General features: G+C 39.0%; 15 protein-coding genes and 1 pseudogene. 5 read left to right on the top strand and 11 right to left on the bottom strand.

What is annotated here, in order from left to right; translation table 11 throughout:
• Nucleotides 1-52 precede the first annotated feature (52 nt).
• Together lepB and NYE65_RS18355 are read right to left on the bottom strand one after the other, a co-directional pair.
• Nucleotides 53-616 (bottom strand): signal peptidase I, encoded by a 564-nt coding sequence (gene lepB, locus NYE65_RS18360; RefSeq protein ID WP_034314624.1) that lies wholly within the window; start codon nucleotides 614-616, stop codon nucleotides 53-55.
• Between the two features lie 33 nt (nucleotides 617-649).
• Nucleotides 650-1,264 carry a TVP38/TMEM64 family protein gene (locus NYE65_RS18355; protein ID WP_241590656.1) on the bottom strand — a complete coding sequence of 205 codons (615 nt, stop codon included), beginning with the start codon at nucleotides 1,262-1,264 and terminating at the stop codon, nucleotides 650-652.
• A gap of 288 nt (nucleotides 1,265-1,552) precedes the next feature.
• Here NYE65_RS18355 and NYE65_RS18350 point away from each other — a divergent pair, with 288 nt between their 5' ends.
• From NYE65_RS18350 to NYE65_RS18340, 3 genes and pseudogenes are all read left to right on the top strand, one after another.
• Nucleotides 1,553-1,921 carry a hypothetical protein gene (locus NYE65_RS18350; protein WP_275730155.1) on the top strand — a complete coding sequence of 123 codons (369 nt, stop codon included), beginning with the start codon at nucleotides 1,553-1,555 and terminating at the stop codon, nucleotides 1,919-1,921.
• 1,621 nt (nucleotides 1,922-3,542) lie between these two features.
• Nucleotides 3,543-4,377 (top strand): annotated as a pseudogene (locus tag NYE65_RS18345) (ComEC/Rec2 family competence protein).
• Nucleotides 4,378-4,596 carry a DUF3006 domain-containing protein gene (locus NYE65_RS18340; RefSeq protein WP_057275817.1) on the top strand — a complete coding sequence of 73 codons (219 nt, stop codon included), beginning with the start codon at nucleotides 4,378-4,380 and terminating at the stop codon, nucleotides 4,594-4,596.
• Between the two features lie 90 nt (nucleotides 4,597-4,686).
• Here NYE65_RS18340 and NYE65_RS18335 read toward each other — a convergent pair whose 3' ends face one another.
• Nucleotides 4,687-5,250 (bottom strand): competence protein ComK, encoded by a 564-nt coding sequence (locus tag NYE65_RS18335; protein ID WP_328176071.1) that lies wholly within the window; start codon nucleotides 5,248-5,250, stop codon nucleotides 4,687-4,689.
• Between the two features lie 315 nt (nucleotides 5,251-5,565).
• Between NYE65_RS18335 and NYE65_RS18330 the strand changes: the two genes are divergently transcribed.
• Nucleotides 5,566-5,802, top strand: coding sequence for an IDEAL domain-containing protein (locus NYE65_RS18330; protein WP_048680068.1), 237 nt, complete (start codon nucleotides 5,566-5,568; stop codon nucleotides 5,800-5,802).
• 53 nt (nucleotides 5,803-5,855) lie between these two features.
• Here the strand turns inward: NYE65_RS18330 and NYE65_RS18325 are convergent, their stop codons facing one another.
• From NYE65_RS18325 to NYE65_RS18295, 7 genes are all read right to left on the bottom strand, one after another.
• Entirely contained in the window at nucleotides 5,856-6,665 is an 810-nt protein-coding gene (locus NYE65_RS18325; RefSeq protein ID WP_328176072.1) for a YitT family protein, read from the bottom strand.
• A 142-nt stretch (nucleotides 6,666-6,807) separates the two neighbouring features.
• Entirely contained in the window at nucleotides 6,808-8,073 is a 1,266-nt protein-coding gene (locus NYE65_RS18320) for a M48 family metallopeptidase (protein ID WP_340861411.1), read from the bottom strand.
• Between the two features lie 318 nt (nucleotides 8,074-8,391).
• A complete protein-coding gene (locus tag NYE65_RS18315; RefSeq protein ID WP_063577102.1) occupies nucleotides 8,392-8,976 on the bottom strand; it encodes a LuxR C-terminal-related transcriptional regulator in 585 nt (194 codons plus the stop codon).
• 268 nt (nucleotides 8,977-9,244) lie between these two features.
• The gene (locus tag NYE65_RS18310) at nucleotides 9,245-9,772 is read right to left on the bottom strand and encodes an HD domain-containing protein (RefSeq protein WP_034314654.1); all 528 of its coding nucleotides are present in this window, start codon (nucleotides 9,770-9,772) and stop codon (nucleotides 9,245-9,247) included.
• A gap of 175 nt (nucleotides 9,773-9,947) precedes the next feature.
• Nucleotides 9,948-11,492 (bottom strand): fatty acid--CoA ligase family protein, encoded by a 1,545-nt coding sequence (locus tag NYE65_RS18305; RefSeq protein ID WP_328176074.1) that lies wholly within the window; start codon nucleotides 11,490-11,492, stop codon nucleotides 9,948-9,950.
• 178 nt (nucleotides 11,493-11,670) lie between these two features.
• Complete coding sequence (locus tag NYE65_RS18300; RefSeq protein WP_328176075.1) at nucleotides 11,671-12,660, bottom strand: lipoate--protein ligase; 990 nt, start codon at nucleotides 12,658-12,660, stop codon at nucleotides 11,671-11,673.
• A gap of 41 nt (nucleotides 12,661-12,701) precedes the next feature.
• Entirely contained in the window at nucleotides 12,702-13,436 is a 735-nt protein-coding gene (locus NYE65_RS18295) for an MBL fold metallo-hydrolase (RefSeq protein WP_106026630.1), read from the bottom strand.
• A 173-nt stretch (nucleotides 13,437-13,609) separates the two neighbouring features.
• Here NYE65_RS18295 and yhfH point away from each other — a divergent pair, with 173 nt between their 5' ends.
• Nucleotides 13,610-13,738, top strand: coding sequence for a protein YhfH (gene yhfH / locus NYE65_RS18290; protein WP_065310849.1), 129 nt, complete (start codon nucleotides 13,610-13,612; stop codon nucleotides 13,736-13,738).
• A gap of 160 nt (nucleotides 13,739-13,898) precedes the next feature.
• On the opposite strand, the gene NYE65_RS18285 is transcribed toward yhfH, so the two are convergent.
• Nucleotides 13,899-14,474, bottom strand: coding sequence for a TetR/AcrR family transcriptional regulator (locus tag NYE65_RS18285; protein WP_057275809.1), 576 nt, complete (start codon nucleotides 14,472-14,474; stop codon nucleotides 13,899-13,901).
• Between the last annotated feature and the right edge of the window lie 264 nt (nucleotides 14,475-14,738).

Genomic DNA, 14,738 nt, shown 5'->3' with positions numbered 1-14,738 from the left:
GTTCGCGTTTCCCCCAAAAGAAAAAGCCCGCATCTTACTCGGGCTTCCACAATCACTCACCTGTAAACTTAAAATTGAAATCATTGACCGGCCAATATCGAACATCCACTTTACCGACAACATTTTCTACCGGTATATAACCAAAGTGACGGCTGTCAGCACTTTCAAGACGATTGTCACCCATGACAAAAAGCTTGCCCTCCGGAACTTTGGTCATATCCGTCAATTCTTTTAATGTAAAATCACCTGTAAAATCCTGTCCTGGGAAACCTTCCTTGAATTTCTCAAGATAAGGCTCATCCACTTTCTCACCATTTACGTAAAGCCAATCATCTTTATAACGAATACGGTCACCTGCAACCCCTATAACCCGCTTAACATAATCTTCTTGTGAATTCGCATGAAAAACAATAATGTCAAAACGGTTGATATCATGAATCTGGTAATTGATTTTATTCACGACAAGTTTATTTCCATCTTCAAGGGTCGGCTGCATCGACTTTCCTTCAACATCATAGCTTGAAAAGAGAAATGTACGGATTAAGATGTAAATAACAAAAGCTATCATCGCTGGTTTTATCCAATCGGATAAAGAATTCTTGTTTGTTTTTTCCATCTAGTTCAACCCCTACTGCATTTATATATTAATTTATTGCCCTTCTTCTCTCTTCATGCTTTTATTTAACCGGACTTCCAGCCTTTTCCCCACATACCATAGGATAAAGATGACGATTCCAATAATGATCGTTCGCACAGGTTTATGAATCAATGATACTAAATCGTAACCTACGAAGCTGATCGTAAAAATCATCACCGCCTTCCCTCCAACTACTGCAAGTCCATATTGCAGGGTACTGACTTTTGAAAGTCCTGCCACGATATTAACGATAGCCGAAGGTGTAAAAGGGAAGCAGAGCAATATGAACAAAGGACCGAATCCATGGTTCTCAACCCATACCATCAACCTCTGCACCTGTTTATGTCTTTGCAAAAATCGGAAAAACCTCATTTGACCATATCTTCTAATAATCCAAAAGATCAAAAAGGACCCCGCCACCGCACCAATCCAAGAAAATAAAAACCCCCACCAGAGACCAAATGCCGTTGCATTGGCAAGCACGAACACCACTAAGGGCAAAAAAGGCAAAAAAGCTTCCAGCATCGGCAGTAAGATTCCGGGAATTGGACCGAATGAGCGATATTGCTGAATAAGTGCCGATATATGATCAAGTGTAAACCACTCACGTATAGTATCCAAATCCATAATTATCTCCCTCGACATGCTGCCATCAAAGCAGCATAAACTTATTAAAAACCGTTTATTTTAGATATATCACTTTCCCCCGAAATTGCAAGAATTATTATCCATATATCTTCATACTTTCCCTATCTCCGGAAAACATAATCTTGTTAACGAATATTTCTAGATTTATCAAAACTGCTTGCATAACCACTGAAAATACATTAGGATAAAAACGGAACAAATGTTCTTATTTTTGCAGGATATACATATTAGTATTAAAAACGCGCTATTTAGAAAGGGGCGGTCATGATGACCCGCATTCCAGAAGGTGACCGAAATATGATTGAAAAAGCCATCTACCTCCCTATGGTTATTACAGTCTTAAACCGGGATCTCAAGGTCATCGAAATTAGTCCGTTTAAATTAAAAAGGCCCTATTCGGAGCTGGTGGAACATATTTTAAAAGTGGTTCAAGACGAACTTGCCGAGGTACGGCGCTATTTGCGCAAAGAGAATATTAAAGTTAGTGAAATCAAACGCGATGAATCCTTCACGATGTATTGTTTTTTATATAAAGGATACGAGGAACATCATAATTATTTCAATCCCCGCCTTCGCAACAAAACCGAAGACTTGTTATGTTATTACTTTTTCGAAAAAAAAACCTCAAGGGATTAACGGGTTAAAAGGGATCCTTCCGGAAGGATACAAATTCCCTTGGATGTAAAAAGGTTGACCATAAAAAAGCATTGCATCTTTCCTGGCATAAAGGTAAGGGAGTCTTTCATGATCAAGATCGATTAGACTCGCTTACCTCCATTCCCCCTGTTTGAATATTCCATAACATCATAATTTAATTGGCTAGTTCAAACCAAGGCATAACCTATGTAATCAAGTGCATAAACATTTAAGTTTTAAGTCTCTTTAAATGAAAGTTAATTACATGCTCCATGACAAAGGTTAGAGTGGCACCCGTTATGATCGTCTCATCATATTGAAGAAAAGGATAGGAAAACAGTCAGCTTCGACAAATCGATGTAAAAGTAACCAATATCATGATCCGCCGCAGAATGTAACACGTATTCATGATTTGCCCTGATCGATTGCCGTCAACCATTCCCTGCATCGAAAGATTCCTTTAGGACGATGGGACGCTTAAAAAGCCCATGTTATCCTTTGTTGGATCAAGCTCTCGCATGTCGGATGAAATGTCCGCCATGGATTTCAGATAGTTAATATCTTCTTCCAAAAATACCTTTTACATTTAACTGCGAGTTCCCTTGTAATGGCATCCTTCATTAAAAGTTTGCTGTATGCATAGCATCGCCTTTGTTCTTGGTGATTAAACGGCAGAATGTCGACGCTGCATCCTTCTGGTATATTACCCTCATCCCTATTAAAGGAACCGAGGACTGCAATAGCCGCTTCTCCACTTCTTGTTACACAAGCCGTATGCACAATTACTGCTCACTGATTAAGGCAACAGTTTCGGCGAAATTGTCCTTAACGATTAAAAGGTCTGCCCCGTTTGTTCATTATTAAGCGACATTTAATTTCCATTCATCTATTATAACTATACGTCAAAACTATCATTTTAGTGTCAGTACAACGTTATTAGGAAAGATGTTAATTGCATATCCATACCTAGTATTATCTACTAGTAACAACCTCTTTATTTCAAATGTATAAAGCAAAAAGAATTCCCAGAAAAACAAAATCTTTTGTGAAATACTGAACAAAAAGATACATCATCGGTGTCTATTATATTATGTATTAAGGAGCCAATCATAAGGAAACTTATACTCATCCCTAATGTCTTATGATAACCATGCAATGTTTTATTTGCATGGTTTAATTTGTAGCCAAAAGGGTTCCTATCTAAATTTTAAACCAAAGTTAGTAGGAACGAAAGGTGCAAACGCGCCAAGGAGGCTCACGGACCGCCCGGGGAAAGCGAGTGCCTGGGGGGAATCAACGTTTAAATTGGACAATTCCTAAAAACAGTAAACAATCTCTTTAACAAATATTTTGTTGGTAATCCTAACATTCTCCGGGAGCCTGCTCCTTGAATATATGCCAACTTCACACTCTTTTCTGAGAGAAATAGATTTTTTATTGATTGATTCTTTAAAATAATGGCATTACATTTTCATTCAAGAGATTAATCATAAATACCCAGGGTCATTTTCCCTAACCATAAATCCAGACAACAACATCCTTTTTTTACCACAAATGAAAATCGTGTCCATATTCCCATTTTTCCGGTTACACATGGTAAATGATTAACTGGAGGGGAAAAATGAAAAAAATAAATATTCTACTGGTGGCTGTTCTTGTTTTGTCTTTATTCACTGGACTTAAAACAACTGAGGCAGCCTCAAATGTAAAGGTACATTTCATCAACGTTGGATAAGGAGATTCAATCCTGATACAAACCGCTAATGAAAACGTTTTAATCGATGGAGGCGGTAAAGGAAAGGGTGACGAGGTTGTTGCCTACCTAAAAAAACAAAAGGTAAAAACACTTATTGCATTAGTTTCCACTCCCAGATGCGGATCATGTTGGCGGTCTTGCTCATGTGATTAAATCGCTTAATGTAAAATCTGTGTATGCCCCTAAAGTTTCACATACTACCCAGGCATACAAAGACTTTTTAACGGCTGTCAAGAAGAAGAAGCTTACAATAAAAAAAGCGAAGTCGGGCGTGGAAATCAACACTAAAGCAAAGGATAATTCCCTTAAATTCATTGCACCTATTAATGACTATGCTAAGTCTGACTTAAACAATTGGAGTGCTGTCCTGTTGCTTAAACACGGCAAAAAAACATTCTTGTTTACAGGTGATGCCGAAGAAAAAGCAGAGAAGGATATGCTGGCTAAAAAACTGGGACCAAGTGTGGATGTACTTAAAGTAGGCCATCAAGGTGCAAAAACATCGACAAGTTCAGCTTTCATCAACAAAACAAAACCGAAATATGCCGTAATCAGTGTAGGGAAAAATGGCTATGGGCACCCTACTTCCACTGTAAAACGGTTGAATTCAGTGAAAGCCAAAACTTATCGAACAGATAAATCAGGTAACATTATTTTTACTTCTACAGGTCAGAAAATTACTGTAAAGACGGTGAAATAATTGGTACAAGGAATTATTGATCGCTTCGAAGGTAAGATCGCTGTCGTTGAAATCGATGGTGGTGACATGAAGGATTTCCCTAAAAGTGCTCTTCCCAAGGGAGCAAAAGTAGGAGATATGCTGATTATCGATGGTGATACCATCACCATTTCCAAAGAAGGAACTGAAAAATTAAGAAAAGAAATTGACGATTTAATGGATGAATTATTCGAAGATTGATTCCAGGGCCCTTCTTTAATAAGAAGGGCTTGCTTTAAATTTGATTATTCCCGTTTGCATTCTTCTCTGATTTTCCCCCTGAACCCCCTCTTATCGCGGTATATACTTTGAGATTACCTCTGAAGCCTTGACTCCATTAGCATCAGTGAACAGATAAAAGGATTTCCTCTTTGTTTCCTCAATCCTCTGGATCAATTTCGTTTTTAAAAAAGAGGTCCGGTGCAGCTGGTTTTCGAAAGAGCTGCATGACACTGCTATTTCGATGGTTTGTCTATTCCTGAATGTGATGGTTGTATGTTTGGAATCCAGGCGCTCATAGGATACCACATGTTCATGTGATAACCAGATGCATTGAGGACGTAACGGAGATGTAGTTGGAAAGAAGAATATCGAACTGGTCGGATCAATCGCGATCGGTGCTTTATGTGTGATGTTTATGAGCTGTTTCGTGCCTTGCTTGCGTCCTTCATAACTTGATCCGAAGAACTCGCAGCTTTTCTTTATTATTTCCATAGGTTTAAACGGGGAGATGAACTCGTCCTCCATTTCAATGATACGGGCATATATTTTACTGCCGTAATTAATTGGCGCAACCATTAGTGTATGTGGCGTGATTTCATATTCCTCGATGATTCCCTGATTGTTTTCCTTCATTTTTAATCCACCTCTTCCTCATTGCTAAACATCGCTATCACTTTCCAAAGCTTATATTCTTAATTGCTTGTACCCTTCCATTCCTGTCCAAGAAGAGTGAAGGGGGATAGTAAATGTATGTTAAATTACTCACTATAATAGCATAGACCTTAAACATATAAAGCAAGTTCACAAAAAATTTGAAATTCTTTTATATAGTGGCTTTTTCGTCATCTAAACGACACATTCTCTATCATAATTTAAATTTTTTAAATTTTCAGTTGATTTTATCCACTCAAATCCATATAATAATAAAAAGGGTCAGGGGTGGTAACTTTGAAAAATGAAAAATCTTATTCAGAGTCAGTGAAGTCCTTATCAATGAGCGAAATGAAAAACGATGCCGTGGTTCAGGAAATGTTAATTGATATGATTATTCAGGAAGCCGTCCTTACTACCAAAAAGAATCTCCTTGCAAAACAGATCGATGATGCCTTGGATATGAAAAACAAACCTTTATTCTTAAAACTAAGTTCTGAAATGAACGTTTTACTAAAACAATTTGGAAATTAACATTCATGATCAAAAAAGCCTCCCATAATGTCAGGAGGCTTTTCTCATTATCATCACTCTTTATGAAACATACCCATGACCTCGGCAGTTTCGGTTATATTAACAAAAGCATTCGGATCCACTTCTTTTATCATCGTTTTTACATCGGTTAACTGATAACGTGTAATGACTGTCATCATTACTTTGCTCTTTTCTCCTGAATATGCACCTTCACCATCCATGACTGTAATTCCACGATATAGGTTGGTCAGGAGCTTCGTTTTCATTTCGTCACTCTTTTTGGTAACGATCATCAATGTTAATTTAATGTGATTGGAATGGATCGTATCGATCACCTTTCCTGCTGCATAAATGGAAATCAGCGTATATAATGCGGCATCCCAACCGAAGATGAAGCCTGAGATTACCACCACAACAGCATTCATCACCGAAAGCAATGTACCAAGCGGAAAGTCGCTCTTCTTAGCCAATAGCATGGCAATGATATCAAAGCCGCCCGAAGACCCCGAAGCGCGAAAGACGATGCCTATACCGATTCCCGATATGATTCCGCCAAATAAAGAAGACAAAATCGGTTCAGTGGAAATACCGTGAACTGGAATGAGGTATAAACTGATGGAAATCACGACAACTGATAATATCGTATAGGTGATAAAGCGTCTCCCTAATTTCAGGTAACCAAGAATAAGCAATGGCAGGTTCATCAGAAAATTCAATATCCCTGTGTTGACTGGGGTGATGATTCCGAACATGATCGCAAGTCCACTAAGTCCGCTGCTTAAAATTAAATGTGGTATCAAAAATAAGTTGTAGGCCACTGCCACAAGCACTGAGCCTATAGTGATCAAAAGTACATTATACATATCCGATCTCCTTAAAACGAACTAGGAATTTAATTTATTATAGTAGAGAACCTAAGATTTTTTAAAATAATAGTTTTTTCTGAAAACGACTACAAACTTCCACTTTCCGAAGAAAAAAAGCCAGCTGGTTTTCAGCTGGCTTTCACTCACCCTTTGAATCTGCATTTTCAACCGTTGAAATCCGTTCGAGCATGGTCGGATGGGAATACCGCAGCCATTTAACCAGGAATGGCGGGTTGACCTGACTCAAACCCGACCTCGTGAGTTCCTGGAAAGTCGTGATTGCTGATTCTTTGTCCCCGGTCATTTCAATGGCATAACGGTCAGCCCTTGTTTCCTGATATCTGGAAACATAATTGGACAGCGGACTCGAAGCAAAGAGCAGCACAGACGTTATCAAGAGAAATAACGGAAGAGATGATATGCTGTCAACCGAACGGACCTTTAACTGATGGCCCCAGCGACCAATGATAAAATTCATGATTTTCGAAGTCAGCCACAAACCGATTAATGTCAGTCCTAAATAACCTGCAATCCCTATATAAATGTGCTTTTCCACATAATGAGCCATTTCATGTGCCATGATAAAAAGGATTTCATCTTCCTTCAGTTTGTTCAGGGTCGTATCCCAAAGAACTATTCTTGAGTTGGAACCTATACCGGTCACATATGCATTCAAGGCATTTGTCTTTTCCGCCATATTTACTTCATACACGTGTTCAGCCGGAATCTCAGCCTGTGAGGCTAGTGCCAATATTTCCGTTTCCAGCTCTTTATTTTTGAGAGGATAGAATTCATTGTACAGCGGATCAATCAATACAGGCTGAACGAACATCAGGAACAAGGAAAAAGGAATGGACAACATCCAAGCATAGAGCCACCACTTCTTCACACTTTTCTTCATTAACCAATATAAAACGGAAACGATGATGAACATCATCCCAAAATTCACCCAGAATTCGATGACTCCATCCTTCATCCACGAGGTGAAACTTTGTGTACTTATGTGGTAACTCTTGCTCATCCGATATCCAATGAAACTGATTGGAAATAGAGCCAGGTATGAAATAACGGAAAGCCAGAATAAGTAAATGCCCGTTCTAATCGCTTTCCGTCTCGAGACTGCCATTGACGATTTTTCAAATGCCTTTGAAAAACCGAATAATAATATGAAGAAATACAGAAGCCATTCATATGGCGTCGATACGAAAAAAATAAAATTCCGCAGTCCTGAATACTCTTCACTAAGCTTTAGTTCCCTTGCATTCAGGAATGTTACAGGATCTGCTGCCGTTCCACGCAAAGCTTCGGGAATGGTCGTATCCGCTCCATAAAAAATATACCAATACATCGCTGCTGCATAAAGGATATATAATATAATCGCTCTTCCAGCCCATTTTCTAACCATGATTACCTCCTTAAAACGAATCTCCCTCTTAATAGTTTAATCCAAAATGGACAGGTTAGAACCGGATTTCCTTTATTATTCACTTCTTACAATTCCCATCATTTTGTTGAATATTTCACAGAATACACCATCAGTCAAACATGCACTTCCGGGATGGGAGGCAAAATATGTTTATGCAGAAACACTAAAAAACGGAGGGATGGGAGTTTTAAGGCAACGACGAACTTATTCCTTTGCCTAATTGCTAAGATGAAAATATCAAAGGGAGTTTGATTTATAATGAATGAGACCGATTAACGGAACGGCGGGCATGATTGGTCATCCCTTCATCCCGCTATTTTGCAAACCATACAAAAGTGCCATAAGCTCCGGTCGATTATTAACATTCAGTTTTTTGTAAATACGGCTTATATAGTTTTTTACCGTGCCGATCGATAGAAAAAGTTTTTTGGAAATTTGCTGATTCGTTTCGCCTTGGGTTAGCAGGATAAGCAGTTCATGCTCGCGTTTAGAAAAAGCCCCCAATTTTCCGATTGCCTTTTCCAAAGTTACTGGTGATCTTTCAACATCCCGCTCCAGCCTTTTCATTAAAATTGATTTGAATGAGGCAGGATAAACGATCTGACCGTTGGCACATTGACGGATTGCCGACAACACTTGTTTCATTCCGCCATCCTGTAACACATAACCTGCTGCACCATGGCCTATTGCCTCGATAAGATAGTGATTTTCTGAATAGTCAGTAAAAACGACGAAAGGAGTGGATGGGTGTTTTTCCTTAAGGACTTGCATGACTTCCTGTCCATACTTCCCTGATGAGCGGGCATCAATAAGAATGACATCTGGTATGACTGATGTATGATCAGAATCAAGAAGGTCCATTTCATTTCCAGTCATCCCCATGACCTTAATGTCACCTTCTTGTTTGATGATTCCTCAATTCCTCCCTGACCACCATATATCATTAGCTTAATCGACTTCATAACCTCACCTGTTACTTTCTTTATTTGTTATTAATCCGATAGTTTTTTATAATTGTTCGCCATGGAATAGTTCTAATGGTCTATATTTTACATCATTAATTCACCTGTTAACAAATTTAAACTGTAAAAAATACTTTTAATAATTGTGTTCCTCCTGACAATAAAAAAGGCTATCAACCCGTTTGACTTCAGGATGATAGCCTTTTTCTTTGTTCCTCATCTATGAGCGTATCAAGTTTCATGATGCTTTCCTTTGCCCGGGGAAAATCAATTTTGCGATAATGGTGTTTTCCACCTTCTTCTTCATCTTTTTCGTCGGCCCATTTGACGACTTGCTGAAGCGGTGTACGAATAATATCATTCGAAGGTAAGAACGAATCGGTATGAAATAAAATGGCGAGGGAAATGGTCTTTGCCTTGATCGGGTTTTCTCCCAAGCGGATTAACAGTTTATGTGCTCGTTCGGCACCTTTGATGGGGTGAATATCATTTTGTTTATAAAGATCATAATCCCATTTACCATTGCGATACCAGGTGAAATGACCCATATCATGCAATAGCCCGGCTTTAGCGGCAATATCAGGGTCGACATTATATTCATTTGCTAAGTGAAACGCATGGTATGCTACCGCAATCGCATGTGCCAGACCTGAACGGTTCAAGTATTTTTGAGCAATGGGATGTGTAAAAATATCCAAAAGTTTTACATCTCTCATCTAACCCCTCCTTACAATATTGTGGAAATTTTTAATGACAATCATAACTCTTTTCGAAACAAGAATCAAGGTTTTAAGATTCTTCAATATATTTTATGCAACCTCATACACTTTGGTTGTACAAAAAAGGACCATTGCCGGTTATAGGCAATGATCCCCTCATGATCAATGTAATTCAGTTTTGCAGTACATGGTTTTTCAAGGAACGTCGTAAAATTTTACCAGTCGCGTTTTTTGGAAGTTCATCCAAAAACTCAATTTTTGCCGGCACCTTATATTTGGCCAAGTGTTCCATGCAATGGGCAAGCAGCTCTTCCTCGGTCAATGCATTGTTTTTCTTTACCACAAAGCATTTAACCACTTCCCCCTGATTGGGATCGGGAACGCCAATGGCTGCTGCCTCAACTACTTCAGGATGGGCATACAAAACCTCCTCCACTTCACGTGGATAGACATTATAGCCACCGACGATGATAAGCTCCTTTTTACGATCTACAATGAAAAAGTAGCCTTCATCATCCATCCTGGCTAAATCGCCTGTATATAACCAGCCATTTTTCAAGACAGCGACTGATTCTTCAGGCATTTTATAATAACCTTTCATTACATTCGGACCCCTGACAATCAATTCTCCTACACCATTGATCGGCACTTCTTCTCCAAGCTCATTGACCACTTTGTTTTCCACCCTAAGGATGGATGTTCCGATGGAACCCGCCTTCCTTGGACGGTCCAAAGGATTGAAGCAGGTAACAGGGGAAGCTTCGGATAAGCCATATCCTTCTGAAACCCTAACATTAAATTTCCGCTCGAATGATTCAAGCAGGGACACTGGCATGGCGGATCCGCCAGATATGCATATCCGCAAAGACTTCAAAGCATCCTCTTTCGCATCTGGATATTGAAAAAGAAAGTTATACATCGTAGGCACGCCAGCAAAAACGGTCGCATCATATTTTTTGATTTGCCTGAATATTTCCTTTGGACTGAATTGCGGGACAATTAAAAGCGTACCTCCGCTTATCAACGGGGCATTCACAACTACCGTTAAACTGAAAACATGGAACATTGGCAATGTCGTAATGACACGGTCACTTTCCGTGATATTTAAATATTCACCAATATCATGTGCATTGGAGTAGATATTGGTATGTGTGAGCATGGCCCCCTTTGGTTTCCCCGTTGTCCCGGAAGTATAAAGTATGATTGCCGTATCTTCAGGATCCAGTTCAGGACCTTTAAAGCCTTCATCCCCCGATTCGACCATTTTTGTAAACGATTTCATTTTATTGCAGATGTTAAATTCGCTACTATCCCCACTATGCAGCTGCGTTTCACAAATTACATATTGTTCTACGCTTGAAAGGATAGGGTTCATTTTCTCCAGTAAGGGTAAAAGCTTATCTAATGCCACAACAACCTTTACATCGCCATTATTCAGGATATAACCAATCTCGTCAGGTGTGTATATTGGATTGACGGGAATTACGGTCGCCCCTGCTCGCATAGCTCCATACAATGAAATGATGAAATGTGGAGAGTTGCCTAATAACAGCGCAATGTTATCACCTTTTGAAACACCAAGCCTATGTAATTCGTCCGCGAACTTCGTAACGGCTTTATCCAATTCCCCATATGAAGTGGATTGATCCAAAAAGTAATATGCTGGCTTATCCGCCTTTTTTAAAGCCATTTGATGAAGCTGTTCAGATAAATTCATCTTTCTCCCTCCCCTGCAAATAGCATGAATGAATGGTCATTCATTTTTATGGTGAACTAAATACATTTTTATTATATTAAAAGAATGCGATCACAGCAACCATTTTATCCATATTCAAGCAATTACTGTCATTATTAGTCACAAAAGCCGTCCTAATAAGTCGGGACGGCTTTCAGGCTTAATATATTAAAGCCAATATTTCTTCTTTTGTTACATTGCCAAAATAATGACGAACATCGATCTCATCCAGTACTCTGCTGATTGCTTCCTTTTCATAGCGTGTTCCAGTAAGCATTCGTTCAATATCCGCGACCTCTCCAACCCCGAAGAAATCACCGTAGATCTTGCAGTTTTCAATGATTCCCCTGTTCACTTCAAGGCGGATATCAACAGATCCCACAGGAAATCTATGTGAGTTTTGCAAGTTGAATTTAGGTGATTTTCCGTAATTCCACTCCCAATTTTGATACCTATCTTCCGAGATTTCATGAATTTTTTCCCAATCCGTTTCTGTTAAAACATACTCTGTAACCTTTCCGGTTTCTTTGAAAATATTTTGCAGAAGGAATGAACGGAATTCTTCAACAGACATCGGTTCTTTTAGAAAATCGGCGATATTACCAACACGGCTTCTTATCGATTTGATCCCTTTGGACTCGATTTTATCTTTTTTCACTTTTAAAGCGGATACAATGTGATCCATTTCTGATTGAAACAGCAATGTTCCATGACTGAACATTCTGCCCTTCGTTGAAAACATCGCGTTTCCCGAAATTTTCTTTCCTTCAGCCAGAATATCGTTACGACCGCTCAATTCAGCATGTATTCCTAGTTTCTCGAGCGTTTCCACGACAGGCTGGGTGAATTTCTTGAAGTTATGGAAACTATCCCCATCGTCTTTCGTAATGAAACTAAAATTGAGATTCCCTAGGTCATGATAAACCGCTCCACCCCCGGAAAGGCGACGAACAACTGTAATGCCCTTTTCATCTACATAATCGGAATTGATTTCTTCGATCGTATTTTGATTTCTGCCTATGATGATTGAAGGTCGATTAATGTAAAATAAAAGATATGTTTCATCTATGTTTAAATGTTTAAGCGCATATTCTTCGATGGCCAGGTTAATTCTTGGATCTGTAATTCCCTTATTATCAATAAAAAGCACAGTTGTTCCTCCTTGTAGACTTCATATCACTGATGTTTCATTTATAGTTGGAACTCGAGATTGGTTTTGGCTACAGCTATTTCCCTTTTGAATACCTCGGATGCTTCTTTTTTCAGTTGATCGAGATTCCCATAATGAGGGAGGTGAGTTAACAGCAAAAGCTGGACGTCAGCCTTTTCTGCCAGCATGCCCGCTTCCCTTGCCGTCATATGCCCCGCCTTTGAACCATCCATATCACTGTAAAAGTTACTTTCACATAATAAAACATTTGCGTCTTTAGCGAAATCTGCAAGTTCATCCATATATGAACTGTCACCTGTGTAAACTATCGAATGATTTTCAGCTTCGATCCTCATTGCAAAACAAGGGACTGGATGTTTTGTTTTCATGAACGTAAATTTACACGGTCCAATGGTTAAGGGGTGATCAGCAGAGATGGCTATCCCCTTTGTCACGTCTTTGTATGTTAACTTACCAAATTCGACTTCGTCCAAATCATGACCATATATAGGAATCGTCCTTTTTTCGCTGCCCAATATCTGCTGTATGAACGCAGCGTGCTGCAGGACACCAATATCCGCTACATGATCAGGATGATAGTGGGATAATACAACTGCACCAAGATCCTCCGGCTTCATATGGTTTTGAAGCTGTGATAGGACACCGCTGCCACAATCAAGCAGAATGCGAAAATCTTCATATTCAAGCAAATAGCCGGAACTTGCCTCATTTTTAGCTGGATAACCGCCCCAGCACCCAATTACGGTGATTTTCATTCTTAGGCACTCCTTTTTTTCTCTCAATGACTTCCCCATTAATATAAACTATTCTTGCCCTTATTTCACCTTTTTTACTTATGTTATAAAACATTCGTTGACATCTAAAATCTGTTATAATACAATAAAACCATAGAAAAGCGAATAATAAAAAAATTCAGGAGATGATGTTCATGATTCAAAGTAGCGTTGAGTTCTTTAAAAATCTGCCACCGAAACAATGCACGGAATGCGGAAAAAAAATTGAAGAACAGCACGAATGTTATGGAAACCACTGTGATCATTGCCTTTCTGGAGAGTAGTAGTCTTTATGTTTCACCATCCTCTTCCCAAATAGCAGGATGAATTCATAGATGTTTCGGTTTCGCAGCTGAAAAAAACCCCAATAAAAGAAGAGATACCGATAATCGGCATCTCTTCTTTTATTAGGGTTCATTGCCTATCAGCAAAAAAATTGAATGATTACGTAACGGATAATCCTTTGAACAAATATATTTTAAATAGTTCAGCAATTTCCTCTTTCTCTAATGGGGCATGGTTCCTTTCCCAATCAAAGATCAAGGCAAGGTACATCTTTAGCATCAGGAAAGCTGTTATCTCCGGATCGCAAGGTTGTATATGGCCCTTATCAATCGCTATTTTTAGTTTTTCCTTAATGTAGGATACAATGGCTTCTTCCATTTCATTAACCATTTCCTGAACGGCCGGCGTACCAATTTCCCGCTCTTCCTGAAGAAGTTTTAATGATAATTGATGTTCCTGCCTGAACTCCAGAATTCGATAAACGGCCCGATGCAGGTTTTCAAAAAAGGAAAGTTGGTCATCCAAAGATTGTTCCGCCTCATATTTCATTTCCTCTATCATCCGCTGAACGATTTCTTTAAATAGCTCTTCTTTATTTTTATAAAAGGTATAAATGGTCCCTTTTCCCACATTGGCAATTTTAGCGACTTGATCCATCGTCGTTGCCTTATAGCCAAAAAGTGAAAACGACTTGGTCGCAGCTTCCAAAATTAATTTTTTACGATCAACAGACATTTCCCACCTCAATTCTGACCAGACGGACAAAACAGTCATTATGTTCAACGATATCATACCAAAAATTTTCAGTTTTTTCAATTATATTTTCAATTCCCAAGAGAAACAATGGCCATCCCCGTTACTGGACAGCCACTTTTCGAAAATACATATTTATTTAAATCTGCAAGGCCAAAGGTAGCGTCGCTTTTCCAGTGAATAACATAACTTCAAATGAAAATATGCAGAGCACATGGCAAGCATGGTTAAACTAATTTCCCCCTA

Origin of the sequence: Peribacillus sp. FSL R5-0717 (genome assembly GCF_038002945.1) — a bacterium.
GTDB classification, from domain to species: domain Bacteria; phylum Bacillota; class Bacilli; order Bacillales; family DSM-1321; genus Peribacillus; species Peribacillus frigoritolerans.
Note: the sequence above shows the minus strand (reverse complement) of the source record. Positions and strands in the feature narration are given on the sequence as shown.